The organism is Kribbella sp. NPDC048837, from assembly GCF_055586945.1.
Window position 1 is genome coordinate 748,760 of sequence record NZ_JBVJHF010000001.1, and the last position, 16,751, is coordinate 765,510.

Consider the following 16,751-nt stretch of genomic DNA (forward strand, 5'->3'; position numbering starts at 1 on the left):
GGATCACCCGTCAGACATCGAGCGAGTCGGTCGAGATCAGCACGACCCCGAGCACCGCCGCGGCCACCAGCACCGCGCAGGCGACTGCCTCGGCTCGGTTGAACGCACGCAGGCCCTGCTCGCGACGGGCCACGAGGTACAACAGGGTCCCCGGCGCGTACACGATCGCGGCCAGCAGGAGGTACTTCGGGCCTGCGGCGTACAGCATGTAGATCGAGAAGAGGACCGCGACGGCCGCGATCGCCCGCTGCCGGCGCCGCTCCGGCTCGTCCGCCGAGGTGTAGGTCTGCCTGGTGATGGTCAGCTTGAGCGCGTACGACGCCGCGAGCAGATACGGGATCAGCGTCAGCGCGGTGTCGAGCTTGAGCATGAAGTCGAGTGCGTCGTCGACGAGCAGGACCAGCACCAGGACCAGCTGGACGGCGGCGGTCGTGCTGAGCAGGGCGGTGATCGGGGTCGCATGCGCGTTCTCGCGGGTCAGGAAGCGTGGCATCACGTCACCGCGTGCGGGCATGTAGAGAATCTCGGCGTTGATCAGCGTCCACGCCAGGTAGGCGCCCTGGACCGAGATGATCACTCCGATGCTGACGAACGTCGATCCCCACGATCCGACGACGGACTCCAGCACGCTGCCCATCGACGGCTGCTCGGCGCTCGCCAGGTCGGCTTGTGGCAGGACGCCGTACGAGACCATGGTCACCGACGCGAACACCGCCAGGACGCTCACGAAGCCGAGGATCGTCGCCCGCCCGACGTCCTGACGCCGCCGGGCGAACCGGGAGTACACGCTCGCCCCCTCGATCCCGAGGAACACGAAGGTGGTGACCAGCATCGTCTCCGTGACCTGGTCGAACACCGAGCCGACCGAGCGCTCGTCCCCGCCCCAGAAGTTGTCGGCGAACGTCTGCGCCTCGAAGGCCACCGCCACGATCACGATGAAGACCAGGATCGGGACCAGCTTGGCGATGGTGACGATCCGGTTCACGACGGCCGCCTGACGCACACCCCGGGCGATCAGGATGTGGAACAACCACACGAGCGCCGACGCCAGTACGACGGCCAGGACGGTGTTGCCCTGACCGAGTCCAGGGAAGAACGTGCCGAGCGTGGTCATCGTGAAGACCATGAAGAAGACGTTGCCCGCGACATTGCTCGCCCAGTAACCGAAAGCCGAGTTGAACCCGGCATAGTTCCCGAACCCGGCCTTGGCGTAGACGTACACGCCGCTGTCCAGGTCCGGTCGCCGGATGGCCAGTGACTGGAAGACCAGGCCCAGCATGAGCATGCCGGTGCCGGCGACGATCCACGCGATGACGGCGCCGAGTACGCCGGTGGCCTCGCCGAACTCCTTGGGCAGCGTGAAAACTCCCCCGCCGACCATCGAACCGACGACCATGCCGGTCAGGGTGAGGACCGAGACCTTCTGGACGGTGCTCGCCCGGCGCGCGCTCACAACGCCTCACTCCCTAGGAGTTGGGCCGCACCAGTGGGAACAGGATGGTGTCGCGGATCGAGAGGCCGGTCAGGTTCATGACCAGCCGGTCGATACCCATCCCCATCCCACCGGTCGGCGGCATGCCGTACTCCAGGGCCTCGAGGAAGTCCTCGTCGACCTGCATGGCCTCCGGATCACCCGCGGCCGCCAGCTGCGACTGGGCGACCAGCCGCGCGCGTTGGTCCACGGGGTCGATCAGCTCGGAGTACGCCGTACCCTGCTCGGCCGCGAAGATCACCAGGTCCCACTTCTCCGCGAGCCGTGGATCCCTCCGGTGCGGCCGGGTCAGTGGCGCGTTCTCCTTCGGGAAATCGGTGTAGAAGACCGGCGTCGTCGTGGTGCGCTCGCACAGTTCTTCGTAGATCTCCTCGAGCAGGACTCCCCACGAGGCGTCGGCGTCGGGCTCCAGCCCGATCTTCACCGCATGCCTGCGCAGCGTCTCGGTCGGTGTGTCCGCGGTGACTTCCTCGCCGAGTGCCTCCGACACCGCACCGCAGATGCTCTTGACCGGCCAGCTCCCGGACAGGTCGTACTCGACCGTCTTCCCGTCGGCGTCCGTACGGCGTGCGACCGGCGAGCCGTACACCGCGGTCGCGGCCTCCTGGATGATGTCCTGGGTCAGCAGCCGCATCGTGTCGTAGTCGCCGTACGTCTCGTAGACCTCGAGCGACGTGAACTCCGGATTGTGCTTGAAGTCCACGCCTTCGTTCCGGAACTGCCGGCCGAGCTCGAACACCTTCTCCATACCGCCGACCAGCAGCCGCTTGAGGTGGAGCTCGGTCGCGATCCGCAGGTACAGATCGAGGTCGTAGGCGTTGATGTGGGTCTCGAACGGACGCGCGTTCGCACCACCGTGGACCAGTTGCAGGACAGGCGTCTCGACCTCGACGAATCCCCGTGCCTGCAGGGAGTCGCGCACACTCCGTACGACGGTGGCCCGCGTGTACGCCGTGTCGCGGGCGGCCGGCCGCACGATCAGGTCGACGTACCGCGCCCGGATCCGCGCCTCCGGGTCGACCAGTCCCTTGACCTTGTCCGGCAACGGGCGGATCGCCTTGCTGGTCAGCTGCAGCGACTCGGCTCGGACCGAAAGCTCTCCCCGCCGGGTGGTGATCACCTCGCCGGTGACACCCACCTGGTCACCCAGGTCGATGTCATGACGCCAGAAGTCGTACTGCTCCTCGCCGACGGCGGCCAGGTCGACCATGATCTGCAGGTCGCCGCTGCCGTCGCGCAGCTTCGCGAAGCTCAGCCGGCCGTGGTCGCGTTTGAGGATGATCCGCCCGGCCACCGCTACGCGGCGATCCGTCGACGTTCCGGGAGGAAGGGTTCCGGCTTCGGCCTTGACCTGCGTCGTCGTGTGCGTGCGCGGGTACGTGACCGGGTAGGGATCGATGCCCTGGGCCCGGATCCGGTCGAGCTTGGCCCGGCGTACCCGGATCTGCTCGGGCAGCCCCTCGACCGACAGCGCCTCGGCCAGCGGATCCGGCGGCGCGGGGATCAGCGCAGTCACCGCCGCCGCGTGGTCGGCGCCGGCCGTGTCGAGATCGCTCCCTGGGTTCTTGCGCCGGAGCATCGTGAGGCTGGGACGAGTGAGGAAACCCTCCGCACTGCCCGCGGCCGTCCCTACCCGGGGAAGATCCGAGGTGTACTCGAAGCACATGAAGCGGGGCTGCCAGACCGGGAGATACTTCGCGTTGGAGCGATACAGCGACTCCAGTTGCCAGTTCCGGCTCGCCACCAGCAGCGCCTGACGCCATAGCCGCGCAACCGGCCCGGCGCCGATCTCGGCTCCGCGCTCGAAGGCCTCCCGGAACATCGCGAAGTTGAGCGACACCCGGCCGATGCCGAAGACGGCGGCCTGTTCGGCGAGCGCCGAGACCATCAGCTCCACCAGGCCGTTGTCGGCGGACGGGTCGCGGCGCATCAGGTCGAGCGAGAGCCCGGTCCGCCCCCACGGAACGAAGCTGAGGAATCCGCGCAGCGTGCCCTCGGCGTCCTGCGCACGCACCAGGACGCAGTCGCCGTCGAGTGGGTCCTCCAGCCGGCCGAGCGCCATCGAGAACCCCCGCTCGTCGCCTCCGTCACCGCGCCACGATCCGGCCGCCACGCTGAGGGCCGCGAACTCCTCGGCACTCAGGCTCGCGTGGCGCATGACGTTCGTGGTGTAGCCGCGACGCTGCAGGCGGGACACCGAGTGCCTGACCGCCTTCATGCCCGGTCCGTTCAGCGAGAACGTGCGCAGGTCGACGACGGCCTCGTCGCCGATCTCGTACGCCGTCAGTCCGGCCTCGGCGAATGCGGCCGCGCCCTCCTCCCCCGCGCCCATCACCGCCAGCGACAGACCGTTCGACCGGGCGTGCTCGCGCCACCGCTCGATGGCCACCGGCCAGTGCACCGGATCGCCGACCGGGTTCCCGCTGGCGAGGCTGACCGATCCGATCGCGCGGTACGACACACCCGACCGGGCACTGGCCGGATCGCCGGAGTCCCAGACGATCGCCTTGTCCCGGCGGGTCGCGAAGTAGCCGAGCGAGTCCGAGTCGCCGAAGTCCCGCAGCAGTGTCCGGATCCTGGCCTCGTCGGCGACGTCCAGGGTGCGGGTCTGCTTCGGCGCCCGGAACAACAGTTGCGCCGACACCAGTACGACGGCTGCGCCCGCGATTCCGATCAGGCCGCGCACCCACAGCGGCGCGGTCACCGCCTCGTCGGGGGCCAGCTCGCCCAGGTCGGTGAGCATCTCGTCCAGGACGTACTGCGCCGCGGTCGCGTAGTCGCCGGCGTCGCCGAACCTGCGCACCAGCCAGGCGCCGCCGAGCAGGACCGCGGCGCCGCCGACCAGGAACGAGACGATCGCTTGCCACAGGCTGCCCGGCACCCGCCTGGCCGCGAACTGGGGCCGGGCACGCCAGGCGATGACGAGGACTCCGGCGATCAGCAGGAGGCCGACGATCTGGACCCACGACCCACCGTCGATCAGGGTCGCGATCCTGGCGAGCTCCGGCAGGACCAGCCACCACAGCACCAGCAGCCACCACGCGGCGCGCAACCGGCGTCTCAGTGCGACCCCCATCGCCACCAAGAGTGCGGCGTACACCAGGCTCGGAACAATGGGAATCGTGAGCATGGAAACGATGTCCTGCTCGCGCGCGAAATAGTCCCGCCACGGCGGCACCACCGCGACCACAGTCACCAGCGCGGCGAATGCGAACATCGCCGCCGCGAAATGATCCGGCCAGCGATCGTCGAGCGGTTTGGAAACCCCGGCCGAGCGAATCCGGGCGCTCGATTCCACCGGAAACGCAGCAGTATCCACCGTTGTGTTCATCCGGACCCACCCTGTAAACCAACTCTCCCCAGCTCACGACAGTACAGGAGACCGTTGGTGAGGTACACGGCCCGAACGACCGCCTACTGTACGTACGGACACGGTCGGTGACCGCGGTACGCGCGTAACCTCGGCCTATGATCGCCGGTCTGCTGGGAGCTTTCGGGGCAGCCGTCTGCTACGGCGTCGGCTCGATCCTGCAGGCTGTCGCGGCCCGCCGGACGCAATCCGCGGAGGGCCTCGATCCACAGTTGCTCATTCGATTGTTCGGCTCCTGGCCGTACCTGCTGGGAATCGGCCTCGACGGCTTTGCATTCCTGCTGTCGATTGCCGCGTTGAGGTCACTGCCACTGTTCGTCGTGCAGTCCATCGTCGCGAGTTTCCTGGCGGTCACCGCGGTTCTCGGCGCGATCTTTCTGCACATGCCCTTGCGCCGGTCCGACTGGATCGCGCTGCTGCTCGTCATCGCCGGATTGGTCATGGTCGGCCTGTCCGCGGCCGAGGACCGGACGGTCTCGGTCAGCGACGCGGAACGCTGGGGCGTGCTGGTGGCAGCCGTCGCACTCGGAGTGCTGGCAGTGCCACTCGGCCGGATCGAAGGCGCGCGAGGTGCCGCCGCCCTCGGCGCACTGGCCGGTCTTGCGTACGGCGCGGTCGCGGTGGCCGCCCGGGTGCTGCCCGGCTCGGTCCATCTCGACACTTTGTTCAGCGATCTGGGCGTGCTGCTGACCGATCCCTCGATCTATGCGCTCATCCTGGCCGGCGCGGTCGCGCTCCTCACCTACTCGACCGCCCTGCAACGCGGCAGCGTGACACAGGCGACGGCACCGCTGGTGATCGGCGAGACGGTCGCCCCGGCGCTGGTCGGCCTGCTCATGCTGGGCGACCGGCCCAGACCCGGCTGGGGCTGGGTCGCGGCCGTGGGGTTCGTCCTCGCGGTCGCCGGCGCCCTCAGCCTGTCGAGGCACGGCGACCTCACCCACGCCGAGCCACAACGCACACCGTGACCCAGAGCCCGATCGTGGTTACACACGCGAAACTCGCGGGCCTGGTTTGGAAACTCAGGTTTGTTCCGGGGGCAATGGTGCGGCAATCGGGCGGTCCTTCACTGGATGTCATCCAGGACGGACCGAGACCCCGGGAGCCGGCATGCAACTCACCGACGGTGCGCACTTCCCCGTCGTGGTGGTTGGCGGTGGTCAGGCCGGGTTAGCGACCAGTTGGCAGCTGACCCGGCAGGGCCTGGAACACGTTGTTCTGGAGGCAGACCGGCTCGGCAGCGAGTGGCGCGAACGGCGCTGGGACTCGTTCTGCCTGGTGACACCGAACTGGCAGTGCCGCCTGCCGGGCTTCCCGTACGACGGACCGGACCCGGACGGCTTCATGGTCCGCGACGAGATCGTTGCCTACCTGGAGAACTACCGGCGGGCGTACGACGTACCGATCGTCGAGGGCGTCCGGGCGACGCGGCTCGATGCCGGGTTCCGGATCACCACCACGTACGGCGTGGTCACCGCGGACCAGGTGGTGGTCGCGACCGGTCCGTACCAGCTCCCCCGCATCCCTCGCATCGCCGAGCGACTGACCGTGCTTCAGTTGCATTCCTCGCAGTACAAGAATCCCGACCAGCTGCCGGCCGGGGAGATCGTTGTGGTCGGCACCGGTCAGTCCGGCTGCCAGATCGCCGAGGACCTGCACCTGGCAGGGCGCACGGTGCATCTGGTCACCGGCAGCGCCCCGCGGGTCGCGCGGTTCTACCGCGGGCTGGACGTGGTCGCCTGGCTGGAGCGGATGGGCTACTACCGCAAGGGAATCGACGACTTCGACGACGCCGACGCGGTCCGGTTCCGGGTGAACCACTACGTCACCGGACGCGACGGCGGCCGCGACATCGACCTGCGCAGGTTCGCCCTGGAAGGAATGCGGCTCTACGGCCGGCTGGTCGACGCCGATCAGCGGACGCTGCGGTTCGCCGCCGACCTGAAGCAGAACCTCGACCTCGCCGACGCGGTCTCCGAAGGGATCAAGGACTCCATCGACGCGTTCATCGCCGCCGAGGGAATCGAGGCGCCCGAAGAGGCCCGCTACCAACCTGTCTGGGAGCCGGTCCGTACGCCGGAATCCCTGTCCCTGCACGGAATCGGGGCCGTCATCTGGAGCACCGGATTCCGTCGCGACGACGGATGGATCCGGGTCCCGGTGTTCGACGGCCGCGGCTACCCGTCCCATCGCCGGGGTGTGACCAGCGTTCCGGGACTGTACTTCATCGGCCTGCCGTGGCAGCACACCTGGGGTTCGGGCCGGTTCGGTGGCGTTGCGGACGACGCGCAGTACCTCGCCGAGCGGATCACCGAGCAACGAGCCGGAGTGCACTGGATTGCCGGCCTGCATCGGACGGTGGCCTGAGATGCAGGTCTCCGATGCCCATCGCCACCTCGGCGTGCTGCCCGCGTATCCCTTCTACGGTGGGCCTCCGGTCAACCCGGACGTCACCGCCCGCGCGACGGTCGACGAACTGCTCGCGGACCTCGATGCCGAGGGCACCGAACGCGCGCTGGTGATCCCGAACTACGGCGTACCGGACGTCGCTGTCTCGTTCGGCTTCAACGAACTGGTCGTCGAGGCCGCGGCCCGGGACGACCGGATCCGCGCCGGTCTCTGGGTTTCGCCGCGGCCGCAGGACGCCGAGCTCACCGCCAAAGCTCTCACTCTGGCCACCGAGCCCGGCGTACGGGCGCTCAAGTTGAGCTTCCTGCTCGGCGGTCATCCGGCCGACGACGAGGTCCGGCCACAGCTCGACGAGATCTTCGCGACGGCCCGCCGCAACGGGCTCGTCGTACACGTCCACACCTCCCCCGGCGCCGCCTCGGACATCGACCACGTCGGCCGCCTGGTCGAGACGTACGCCGATGACGTCGCGCTGCACCTGGTCCACTTCGGTGGCGGGATGAGCGGGCACATCAAGCTGATCGGTGCGCGGTTCTTCGACTGGATCGAGGCCGGGAAACGCGTCTACACCGATCTGTCCTGGGCGATCGGCTTCGCCCCGGGCTGGCTGGCCGCCGAGATCGAACGGCGCGGCATCGGGTCCGACCGGGTGCTGTTCGCCAGTGACCAGCCGTGGGGCGACCACGCCGGCGAGCTCGCCCGGATGCGGGCCGCGATGGGCGACGGCGAGCTCGCCACCCAGGTTTTCCACCGCACCTTCTCCCACCTGTACGACTGACCCAAGGAGCAACGACATGCCCGAAACCGCCGAACTGACCGAGCTCGAGACCAAGAGCCTCGAGGAGATCCCGCACCCCTCGCTGCCGCAGGGCTCCAGCATCTACGGCGGCACCAAGGTGTTCCCGGACTACCAGGCCGAGGACGGCGAGACCTACTTCACCCTCGTGCACGGCATCGCGCACGAGTCCTCGGTGAGCTTCGTCGCGATCCTGCAGGCGACCCGCGCGCAGCGGAAGGGCTTCGAGTCGGCGATCTACTTCTACGGTCCCGGCTCGCTGAACTGCCTGGCCACCCGCGGCTTCCCGACCACCGGCAACTCCGCGTTCCCCGGCGAGCACAACATCAACGAGTCGCTGAAGACGTTCATCGCCGAGGGCGGCAAGGTGTACTGCTGCCGGTTCGGCCTGTCCCTGCACGGCGCCCGCGAGGAGGACCTGATCGAGGGCGTCATCCCGACCCACCCGCTGGACGTCCAGGACGCGCTGATCCACTACGCCCGCAAGGGCGCCATCATCAACTCGACCTACATGTTCTGAAGGGCCCGTCGATGAGCGTTGGCACCGAAGAAGGCCTGACGGTCAGGGCCGAGATGGCCGTGTACGGCGTCCAGGTGGACGCGCCCGTCCGCCGCAGCAAGGGCGCCGGGCCGAGCGACGACGGGCACCTGGTCGTCGACGGTGCCAACGCGACCCTCCCGATCGTTGCCGACAGCCCCTACCAGGTACGGGACGGAGCGGTCTTCCGCAACGGCCTGGATCTGGGGCTCTCGGTCGAGCCGGTCCGCCGGCCGCGGTTCTACGACCTGACCACGGCGGACGGAGTCCCGTACCAGCAGATCGCGCTGCTCCACGGCAAGGACGTCCTCGCCACGACCGTGGTCCAGACCTGCATCCGGTACGACGAGTCGACGCGCTGCCGGTTCTGTTCGATCGAGGAGTCGTTGCGGGCCGGCGCCACGATCGCGGCCAAGACTCCGGCCCAACTGGCGGAGGTCGCCGAGGCCGCTGTCCGGCTGGACGGCGTCACCCAGATGGTGATGACGACGGGTACGACGACCGGCCGGGATCGCGGTGCCCGCAACCTGGTCCGTTCGGTGGCCGCGGTCCTGGCGGCCGTCCCGGGGCTGCCGATCCAGGTCCAGATCGAACCACCGGGTGACCTGTCCGTGCTGACGGATCTCCGGAACGCCGGGGCGACCTCGATCGGCATCCACGTCGAGTCGCTCGACGACGCCGTACGACGGAAGTGGATGCCGGGGAAGTCGACCGTGAGTCTGGCCGAGTACGAGGCGGCGTGGGACGAGGCCGTCCGGGTGTTCGGTCGCAACCGGGTGTCGACGTACCTGCTGATCGGTCTCGGGGAGGATCCGGACGAGCTCGTCGCCGGGGCCGGTCGGTTGATCGAGCGGGGTGTGTATCCGTTCGTCGTACCGCTGCGGCCGATGCTCGGCACGCTGGCGCGAGCCGATGGGGTGACGGCGCCGGATCCGGCCGTGGTCCGCGACGTGACCGCCCGGGTCGCTGCCTTGCTGGCCAAGGCCGGCATGCGAGGTGCGGACCAGGGCGCCGGGTGTGCCGCGTGCGGTGCGTGCAGCCTGTTGTCGGCGGCCGGCTCATGAGTACGACGGTCGTCCAGACGGCCGGTGTGATGCGGGCGGCCGATGTCCGGGCGTTGCTCGGGGATCCGCCGACGGCGTTCCTGATCGAGGCGGCGGATGCCGCGGCCCGGCGGGCCTACCACCGGCTGCGGCATGCGGCGTTCGTCGAGCGGCAAGGCTTGTTCGACCGGACGGACCTCGACGAGCGGGATGCGGATCCGCGCACCGAGGTCCTCGTCGCCCGCACGACTGATGGGACGGTGATCGGCGGGGTGCGCCTCGGCCCGGCGACGGACGGACCTGACGTCGGATGGTGGCAAGGCGGCCGATTGGTCGCCACCAGAAGGTCGGGTGTGGGCGCCGCTCTGGTGCGGGCCGCCTGTGCTCGCGCCGAGGCCGCGGGTGCGCTGCGTTTCGAGGCGACTGTGCAGGCCGCCACCTTTCGGTTCTTCCAGCGACTCGGTTGGGAGACCATCCGCCCGGTCACTGTTGCCGCGGTGCCGCACATGTTGATGCGGTGGCCGATCGGGCGGATCGCTCGGTTGGCCGAGGCAACCAAGAGCGAGCTGGGCCCTTTGCTGCAAGGGATCGGACCGGCTGGATTCGTCGGTGACGATGGCGCACCGGTTCCTGGGACAGACTTGGTGGCTGCTTGTGACGCGATCCTCCCGGCGATGGTCGAGCGAGATCCGGAGTGGGCGGGTTGGTGTTCGGTGCTGGTGAACGTGAACGATCTGGCGGCGATGGGCGCCGTACCGGTCGGACTGCTCGACTCACTCGGCGCTCGGGATCGCACCTTTGCGAGTCGCGTGCTGAGCGGATTGCGGAAGGCGGCGGACGCTTATGGCGTTCCGGTGCTGGGTGGACACACGCAGCTCGGCGTGCCGGCGGCGTTGAGTGTGACCGCACTCGGCCGGACCGACCATCCAGTCGCCGGTGGCGGCGGGCGGCCCGGGCAGCAGCTCAGGCTGACCGCTGACCTCGGTGGCGGCTGGCGTCCCGGGTACGCCGGCCGGCAGTGGGACTCGACCACTCATCGGCAGCCGGACGAACTGCAGACGATGGTGGCAGCGGTCGGTCGGGCACAACCATCGGCGGCGAAGGACGTGTCGATGGCAGGAGTTGTCGGCACGCTCGGGATGCTGGCGGAAGCCTCCGGGTGCGCGGCCGTGCTGGACGTTGCCGACGTACCGAAACCGGCGGCGGCATCGATGGGCGATTGGCTGACCTGCTTTCCCGGCTTCGCGATGCTCACCACCGGTCCGCAGGAGCTGCACGCTGGGCCTGCCGTGAGCGTGGTGTGCGGTGAACTGACCAGCGGGCAAGGCGTCGCGCTGCGCTGGCCGGACGGTGAGGTCACCACTGCGCTGACGGGTGCCGTCACCGGGATGGGAGCGGCATGACGCTCAGGATGGCCGCGGTCGCCGCGAACTTCGACCGCGACCTGGAAGGCGATTTCGCCCGCGTCGCGGCCCTGATCCGGCGGGCCCGCGCGGCCGGCGTCAAGCTGCTCGCCCTTCCCGAAGGCACGCTCGGCGGCTACCTGCTGACTCTCGACGGTACGGCGGAACCGCCGCCGGCGTTCACCGTCGACGGCCCCGAGATCGCCCGACTCGCGAGGCTCGCCGGCGACCTCGTCGTCACCGCCGGGTACGCCGAAGCCGACGGCGGGCTGATCTACAACAGCGCGGTCTGTGTCACCGGCGACGGCGTACTGGGCAATCACCGCAAGGTCCATCAGCCGTTGCACGAGGACGAGCACTTCGCGGCCGGCGATCGGTTCGAGGCCTTCGACACGCCCGTCGGCCGGCTCGGCCTGATGATCTGTTACGACAAGGCCTTCCCGGAGGCTGCCCGCACGCTGGCGCTCGACGGTGCCGAGATCATCGTCTGCTCGTCGGCCTGGCCGGGAGCCCGGACGAACCCGGATCCGGACCTGGCGAAGGATCGATGGAAGCGGCGGTTCGACCTGTTCGACCGGGCCCGTGCCCTGGAGAACCAGGTGGTCTGGCTGTCCGCCAATCAGTCCGGCACGTTCGGCTCGCTGCGATTCGTCGCGAGTGCCAAGGTCGTCGACCCCGGTGGCGAGGTCCTCGCCGACACCGGGGTGAGCGAAGGGATGGCGATCGCCGAGCTCGACGTCGGACGCGCGCTCGAGCTGGCCCGGCGGTCGATGGGACATCTGCGGGACCGGCGGCCGGAGACGTACGAGCCGGCATGGGTCTGAGGATCGGCGCGGTCGCGGCCGGCTTCACCCGGGATCTGGACTTCGACCTGTCCCGCGTGGAGGCCCTGATCCGCCACGGCCGGCGCGAGGAGGTCCAGCTGCTCGTACTGCCCGACGCGGCGCTGGGTGGGTACCTCGACGACCTGAGCAACCCGGCACTCGACGACCTTCCGCCAGCGCTCGCGCTCGACGATCCGCTGATCTCCAAGGTGATCGCGATGGCCGGTGAGATGGTGGTCTGCTTCGGCTTCTGCGAGGCCGACGGCGGGCAGCGGTACAACACCGCGCTGTGCGTCACCGGCGACGGCATCCTCGGCAGGCATCGCAAGGTGCACCAGCCGCCGGCCGAACGCGCGATCTATGCCGCGGGCAACGGGTTCGCCGCGTTCGACACGCCGGTCGGCCGGCTCGGAATGATGATCGACTACGACAAGACCTTCCCGGAGGCGGCCCGGGCGCTCGCGGTCGACAACGCGGACGTCATCGCCTGCCTGTGCGCCTGGCCGACCAGCATCACCAACCGGGCGCCGCGGATGAACGAGGACCGCCAGTCCCGGCTGTTCGACCTCTACGACCGCTCCCGCGCGGCCGAGAACCAGGTCGTGCTGGTCTCGTCCAACCTGACCGGCTCGATCGGCGGCCTCCGGTTCCTCGGCCAGTCCAAGGTGGTCGGCCCGGGTGGCGACATCGTCGCGCGGACCTGGTCCAAGGCCGGGATCGCGATCGCCGAGCTCGACGTCCGCGCCGAGATCGAGATCGCCCGCCGGGTCCTGCACCACCTCGACGAGCGCCGCCCAGGGGTCTACTGATGCGGATCGCACTACTCACTTACTCGACCAAGCCGCGCGGTGGCGTCGTCCACACGCTGTACCTGGCCGAGGCTCTTGCGGCGGCCGGCGCCGAGGTGTCCGTGTGGTCGCTCGCCCGTGGTGGTGACGAGGGCTTCTTCCGCCCGGTCGACCCGCGGGTGCAGGTCTGCCTCGTACCGTTCCCCGATCGTCCGGGCGAGGAGGTCGGCGCACGGATCCTGCGGTCGATCGCCGTACTACGGGAGGCCTTCGACGGATCGCAGTACGACGTTGTGCACGCGCAGGACTGCATCAGCGCCAACGCGGCCGGTCGGTGCATCCGGACGGTGCATCACCTCGACCAGTTCAGCACTCCGGCACTGGCGGCCTGCCACGAGCGCGCGATCATCGAGCCGTACGCGCGTGTCTGCGTGTCCTCCGCTGTCGCCGCCGAGCTTCGGGCCGGTTGGGGGCTCACGGCAACAGTCATCCCGAACGGCGTGGATGCTGCGCGCTTCGCGGCAGCCGCCGCGGAGGAGCCGGTCGCCGCGGCGGCGCGGGCCAAGTGGCGGTCCCGGCTCGGACACTACGTCCTGACGGTCGGTGGGATCGAACCCCGGAAGGGCTCACTCGACCTGCTCGAAGCTGCCGCGCGTCTCGACGGCGTGCCGTTGGTGATCGCCGGCGGCGAGACGCTCTTCGACTACCGCTCGTACCGCGCCGCCTGGGAGGCCCGTGCCGCGGAGCTCGACATCGCACCAGTCGTGCTCGGGCCGGTTGACGACGCCGAACTGCCGAGCCTGGTCGCCGGTGCCGAGGTCTTCGCCTTCCCTTCCGTCAAAGAGGGTTTCGGCCTCGCCCCGATGGAGGCACTCGCCGCCGGCATTCCCCTCGTCGTCTCCGACCTACCGGTGTTCCGCGAGATCTTCGGCGACGCAGCGACGTACACGACCGGCCCCGAACCGCTCGGCGCCGCGATCCGCGCGGCCTACGGCGACCTCAGCCGCAAGGACCTCGGCCAGGCGATCGCCGCCCGCTACACCTGGGAGACGGCCGCGAAGGCACACCTGGACCTCTACTCACGCCTCAGTGGAGTGTGTAGCCGCCGTCGATGACGACGACGGAGCCGGTCATGAAGCTGGAGGCGTCCGAGGCGAGGAAGACGACGGTGGGTGCGATCTCCTCGGGTACGGCGTACCTCTGCATCGGGGCGTCGTCGATCCAGCGGGCCTTGAACTGCGGCTCGTCGACCGGGGCCATCTCCGTCTTCACATAGCCGGGAGCGACGGCGTTGACCCGGATGTTGAGCGGTGCCCATTCCGCGGCCAGCGACTTGGTCAGCTGGTGGACCGCCGCCTTCGACGCGTTGTACGCCGGCTGCCACTGCGGACGGTTCACGATCTGGGCGGAGATCGATCCGATGTTGACGATCGTGCCGCCACCGACCGTCGCGAAGTGCCGGGCTGCCGACTGGCTGAGCTTCCACAGCCCGTCGACGTTGGTCGAGAACACCTCGTCCCACTCGTCGTCGGGTACGTCGAGCGCCGGCCGGTGGACGCAGGCGCCGGCGTTGTTGACCAGGATGTCGAACCGGCCGGTCGCCTCGACGGCCGCCGCGATCGCGGCCTGTCCGGACTCCCGGTCGTTCACGTCGAGACCGACACCGACCACCGTCCGGCCGGTCGCCGCGGCCAGCTGTTCGGCAGCCCGCTTCGACGACGCGGCATCGCGCGCACCGATCACCACATCCGCCCCGGCCTCGGCCAACCCGGTCGCGAAGGCGAGACCGAGTCCCCGATAACCACCGGTGACCAGGGCCGTCCGTCCGGCCAGCGAGAACTTGTCGAGAATCCCCATCAGCGTGACACCGCCACAACGAACTTCATGCTCATCGGACCATTGTCGCTGGTGAGACCTGCGTCGACGTTCTCGAGGTCAAACCCACTGACCGGTGGCGAGTGCCCGGTGTACAAGAATGGAGCAGAGCCGGACGGTGCTGGCGGAAGGCAAGTAGGAGACCCATGCTGATCGCTTCACCCGCAACCGGGCCACGCTCCTCAGTCACCCGGCCGGCAGGCTCTGGTACGACCGGCCAGGCGAGCGCTGGTTCGAGGCGCTGCCCGTCGGCAACGGCCGCCTGGGCGGCATGGTGTACGGCGGTGTGCCCGCGGAACGGATCGACCTGTCCGAGTCCACAGCCTGGTCCGGAGAACCGTCGGCGATCGACCTGAGCCCGACCGCCCGGGAGGAGCTGCCGACCGTCCGCAAGGCCGTCTTCGCCGGCGAGTACGCCCAGGCGCAGCGACTCGCGGGTGAGCACCTGCTGGGCACGCGGGCGTCGTTCGGCACGAACCTGCCCCTCCCGCACGTCCGCCTTACCTTCGTCGACGGCTTGCCGGCGACTGGCTATCGGCGGTCGCTCGACCTCGACGAAGGTCTTGTCTCGGTCACCTACGAGCAAGGTGGAATCCGGTTCACCCGGGAGGCCCTCGCATCCCATCCGCACGGCGTCATCGCCGTACGGCTCGCCGCTGACCGGCCCGGCGCGGTGAGTTTCTCCCTGGGCATCGACGGCGCGGTCTTCCCCGGCGACACGACCGTCACGGGCACCGGCCTCGCGTTCAGCGGCCAAGCTCTCGAGTCGCTGCACAGCGACGGCACCGCGGGCACGACGGTCGAGGTGCGAGTCCACGTCGAGACCGAGGGCGGCACCACCCGGTCCACAGCTGACACCTTCGAGGTCACCGGCGCCGACTCCGCCGTACTGATCGTGGCCGTCGGCACCGATTGGGCGGGCGCGGACCCGGTCCGGCAGGTCGAGGCACTGACGGCGGCGGCGGTCGAGGCCGGGTACGACGCCATCCGCTCCGCCCACGTCGACGATCACGCCGCGCTGATGCGGCGCGTGTCACTCGACCTGGACACCGGCGTCGCCGACGTTCCGACCGATCGCCGGCGCGACCGGATGGCACAGGGTGCACGTGACGACGGACTGCTCGCCTTGTACTTCCAGTACGGGCGCTACCTCACCGTCGCCGGCTCCCGGGCCGACTCTCCCCTCCCGCTGGCCCTGCAGGGACTCTGGAACGACGGCCTGGCCAGCAGCGGCCCGTGGAGCAACGACTTCCACCTCGACATCAACACCCAGCAGAACTACTGGGCCGCCGAGTCCACGAACCTGGCCGAGTGCCACACCCCACTCTTCACGTTCCTCCAACTGCTGGCGGAGACCGGTCGGACCACCGCCACCCAGATGTACGACGCTCCCGGCTGGGTCGCCCACACCGTCACGAACGCGTGGGGTTACACCGCGCCCGGCACCGACCTGGGGTGGGGCCTGAACGTGACCGGCGGCGCCTGGCTCGCCGTCGACCTCTGGGAGCACTACGAGTACGGCGGAGACGACGAGTTCCTCCGGCACGTCGCCTACCCGGTCCTCCGGGGCGCCGCGGAGTTCGTACTGTCGTTCCTCACCGAGGATCCGGCGACCGGCCACCTCGTCTCCGGCCCGTCCGAGTCCCCGGAAAACTGGTACGTCGCGCCCGACGGCAGCCGCTGTTCGGTTGCCATGGGCAACACCATCGACCGGGTCTTCGCCGAGGCGATCCTGCGGGACTGCGATGCCGCGGCGGAGGTGCTCGACGTCGACGCGGAGCTGCGGGAGCGGATCGCGGCAGCGCGCGTACGCCTGTCGCCGTTCCGAATCGGCCGGCACGGGCAACTGCAGGAGTGGCTCGACGACTTCGAAGAAGCGGATCCGGCCCACCGCCACACCTCCCACCTCTGTGCGCTCTTCCCCGAGCGGCAGATTTCCCCTCACAGAACTCCTGATTTGGCCCGCGCCGCCGAGGTCACGATCGAACGGCGTCAGAGCGCGGCCGGCTGGGAGCAGACCGAATGGGTCGAGGCCAACTTCGCCGTCTTCCATGCCCGCCTGCTGCAAGGCGACAAGGCACTCGCGCACCTGACCAACCTCGTCACCGACGCCAGCGAGTCGAACCTGCTGAGCTACTCCGTCGGAGGGATCGCCGGCGCCGCCCAGAACATCTACTCCTTCGACGGCAACGCCGGTGGCACGGCGGCCGTCG

At 69.4% G+C, this 16,751-nt stretch carries 12 protein-coding genes and 1 pseudogene; 10 read left to right on the plus strand and 3 right to left on the minus strand.

What is annotated here, in order from left to right:
• Positions 1-10: 10 nt before the first annotated feature.
• Positions 11-1,453 carry a basic amino acid/polyamine antiporter gene (locus ACZ6O0_RS03610; protein ID WP_465763234.1) on the minus strand — a complete coding sequence of 481 codons (1,443 nt, stop codon included), beginning with the start codon at positions 1,451-1,453 and terminating at the stop codon, positions 11-13.
• A gap of 13 nt (positions 1,454-1,466) precedes the next feature.
• The gene (gene lysX / locus ACZ6O0_RS03615; protein WP_465763235.1) at positions 1,467-4,823 is read right to left on the minus strand and encodes a bifunctional lysylphosphatidylglycerol synthetase/lysine--tRNA ligase LysX; all 3,357 of its coding nucleotides are present in this window, start codon (positions 4,821-4,823) and stop codon (positions 1,467-1,469) included.
• Between the two features lie 137 nt (positions 4,824-4,960).
• On the opposite strand from lysX, the gene ACZ6O0_RS03620 reads away from it, so the two are divergent.
• The 9 genes from ACZ6O0_RS03620 to ACZ6O0_RS03660 all read left to right on the plus strand — a co-directional run bounded on the left by ACZ6O0_RS03620 (position 4,961) and on the right by ACZ6O0_RS03660 (position 13,778).
• Positions 4,961-5,830, plus strand: coding sequence for an EamA family transporter (locus ACZ6O0_RS03620; RefSeq protein ID WP_465763236.1), 870 nt, complete (start codon positions 4,961-4,963; stop codon positions 5,828-5,830).
• Positions 5,831-5,972: 142 nt separating this feature from the next.
• Positions 5,973-7,229: an MSMEG_0569 family flavin-dependent oxidoreductase gene (locus tag ACZ6O0_RS03625; protein WP_465763237.1), complete on the plus strand. Its 1,257-nt coding sequence runs from the start codon at positions 5,973-5,975 to the stop codon at positions 7,227-7,229.
• Position 7,230: 1 nt separating this feature from the next.
• On the plus strand, positions 7,231-8,049 hold the full coding sequence (locus ACZ6O0_RS03630) for an amidohydrolase family protein (RefSeq protein ID WP_465763238.1): 819 nt from the start codon (positions 7,231-7,233) through the stop codon (positions 8,047-8,049).
• Between the two features lie 16 nt (positions 8,050-8,065).
• Positions 8,066-8,587 carry an MSMEG_0572/Sll0783 family nitrogen starvation response protein gene (locus tag ACZ6O0_RS03635; RefSeq protein ID WP_131286158.1) on the plus strand — a complete coding sequence of 174 codons (522 nt, stop codon included), beginning with the start codon at positions 8,066-8,068 and terminating at the stop codon, positions 8,585-8,587.
• An 11-nt stretch (positions 8,588-8,598) separates the two neighbouring features.
• Positions 8,599-9,669: an MSMEG_0568 family radical SAM protein gene (locus tag ACZ6O0_RS03640; protein WP_465763239.1), complete on the plus strand. Its 1,071-nt coding sequence runs from the start codon at positions 8,599-8,601 to the stop codon at positions 9,667-9,669.
• Entirely contained in the window at positions 9,666-11,051 is a 1,386-nt protein-coding gene (locus ACZ6O0_RS03645) for an MSMEG_0567/sll0787 family protein (protein ID WP_465763240.1), read from the plus strand. Before ACZ6O0_RS03640 ends, ACZ6O0_RS03645 begins: the two co-directional genes overlap by 4 nt.
• Positions 11,048-11,875: a carbon-nitrogen hydrolase family protein gene (locus ACZ6O0_RS03650; RefSeq protein WP_465763241.1), complete on the plus strand. Its 828-nt coding sequence runs from the start codon at positions 11,048-11,050 to the stop codon at positions 11,873-11,875. Before ACZ6O0_RS03645 ends, ACZ6O0_RS03650 begins: the two co-directional genes overlap by 4 nt.
• On the plus strand, positions 11,866-12,684 hold the full coding sequence (locus ACZ6O0_RS03655) for a carbon-nitrogen hydrolase family protein (RefSeq protein WP_465763242.1): 819 nt from the start codon (positions 11,866-11,868) through the stop codon (positions 12,682-12,684). Before ACZ6O0_RS03650 ends, ACZ6O0_RS03655 begins: the two co-directional genes overlap by 10 nt.
• Positions 12,684-13,778, plus strand: a complete 1,095-nt coding sequence (locus ACZ6O0_RS03660; protein ID WP_465763243.1) for an MSMEG_0565 family glycosyltransferase — start codon at positions 12,684-12,686, stop codon at positions 13,776-13,778. The genes ACZ6O0_RS03655 and ACZ6O0_RS03660 overlap by 1 nt, the downstream gene beginning before the upstream one ends.
• Here the strand turns inward: ACZ6O0_RS03660 and ACZ6O0_RS03665 are convergent.
• Positions 13,750-14,520 (minus strand): SDR family NAD(P)-dependent oxidoreductase, encoded by a 771-nt coding sequence (locus ACZ6O0_RS03665; protein WP_465763244.1) that lies wholly within the window; start codon positions 14,518-14,520, stop codon positions 13,750-13,752. The two genes, ACZ6O0_RS03660 and ACZ6O0_RS03665, sit on opposite strands and share 29 nt — an antisense overlap.
• 232 nt (positions 14,521-14,752) lie before the next feature.
• Between ACZ6O0_RS03665 and ACZ6O0_RS03670 the strand changes: the two are divergent.
• Positions 14,753-16,750 (plus strand): annotated as a pseudogene (locus ACZ6O0_RS03670) (glycoside hydrolase family 95 protein); the annotation flags it as partial.
• Position 16,751: the final 1 nt, after the last annotated feature.

Coding starts and splice junctions, on each gene's coding strand:
- ACZ6O0_RS03665 (WP_465763244.1), bottom strand. CDS start 14,520: ATGGGGATTCTCGACAAGTTCTCGCTGGCCGGACGGACGGCCCTGGTC.
- ACZ6O0_RS03630 (WP_465763238.1), top strand. CDS start 7,231: ATGCAGGTCTCCGATGCCCATCGCCACCTCGGCGTGCTGCCCGCGTAT.
- ACZ6O0_RS03655 (WP_465763242.1), top strand. CDS start 11,866: ATGGGTCTGAGGATCGGCGCGGTCGCGGCCGGCTTCACCCGGGATCTG.
- lysX (WP_465763235.1), bottom strand. CDS start 4,823: ATGAACACAACGGTGGATACTGCTGCGTTTCCGGTGGAATCGAGCGCC.
- ACZ6O0_RS03660 (WP_465763243.1), top strand. CDS start 12,684: ATGCGGATCGCACTACTCACTTACTCGACCAAGCCGCGCGGTGGCGTC.
- ACZ6O0_RS03650 (WP_465763241.1), top strand. CDS start 11,048: ATGACGCTCAGGATGGCCGCGGTCGCCGCGAACTTCGACCGCGACCTG.
- ACZ6O0_RS03635 (WP_131286158.1), top strand. CDS start 8,066: ATGCCCGAAACCGCCGAACTGACCGAGCTCGAGACCAAGAGCCTCGAG.
- ACZ6O0_RS03625 (WP_465763237.1), top strand. CDS start 5,973: ATGCAACTCACCGACGGTGCGCACTTCCCCGTCGTGGTGGTTGGCGGT.
- ACZ6O0_RS03645 (WP_465763240.1), top strand. CDS start 9,666: ATGAGTACGACGGTCGTCCAGACGGCCGGTGTGATGCGGGCGGCCGAT.
- ACZ6O0_RS03640 (WP_465763239.1), top strand. CDS start 8,599: ATGAGCGTTGGCACCGAAGAAGGCCTGACGGTCAGGGCCGAGATGGCC.
- ACZ6O0_RS03620 (WP_465763236.1), top strand. CDS start 4,961: ATGATCGCCGGTCTGCTGGGAGCTTTCGGGGCAGCCGTCTGCTACGGC.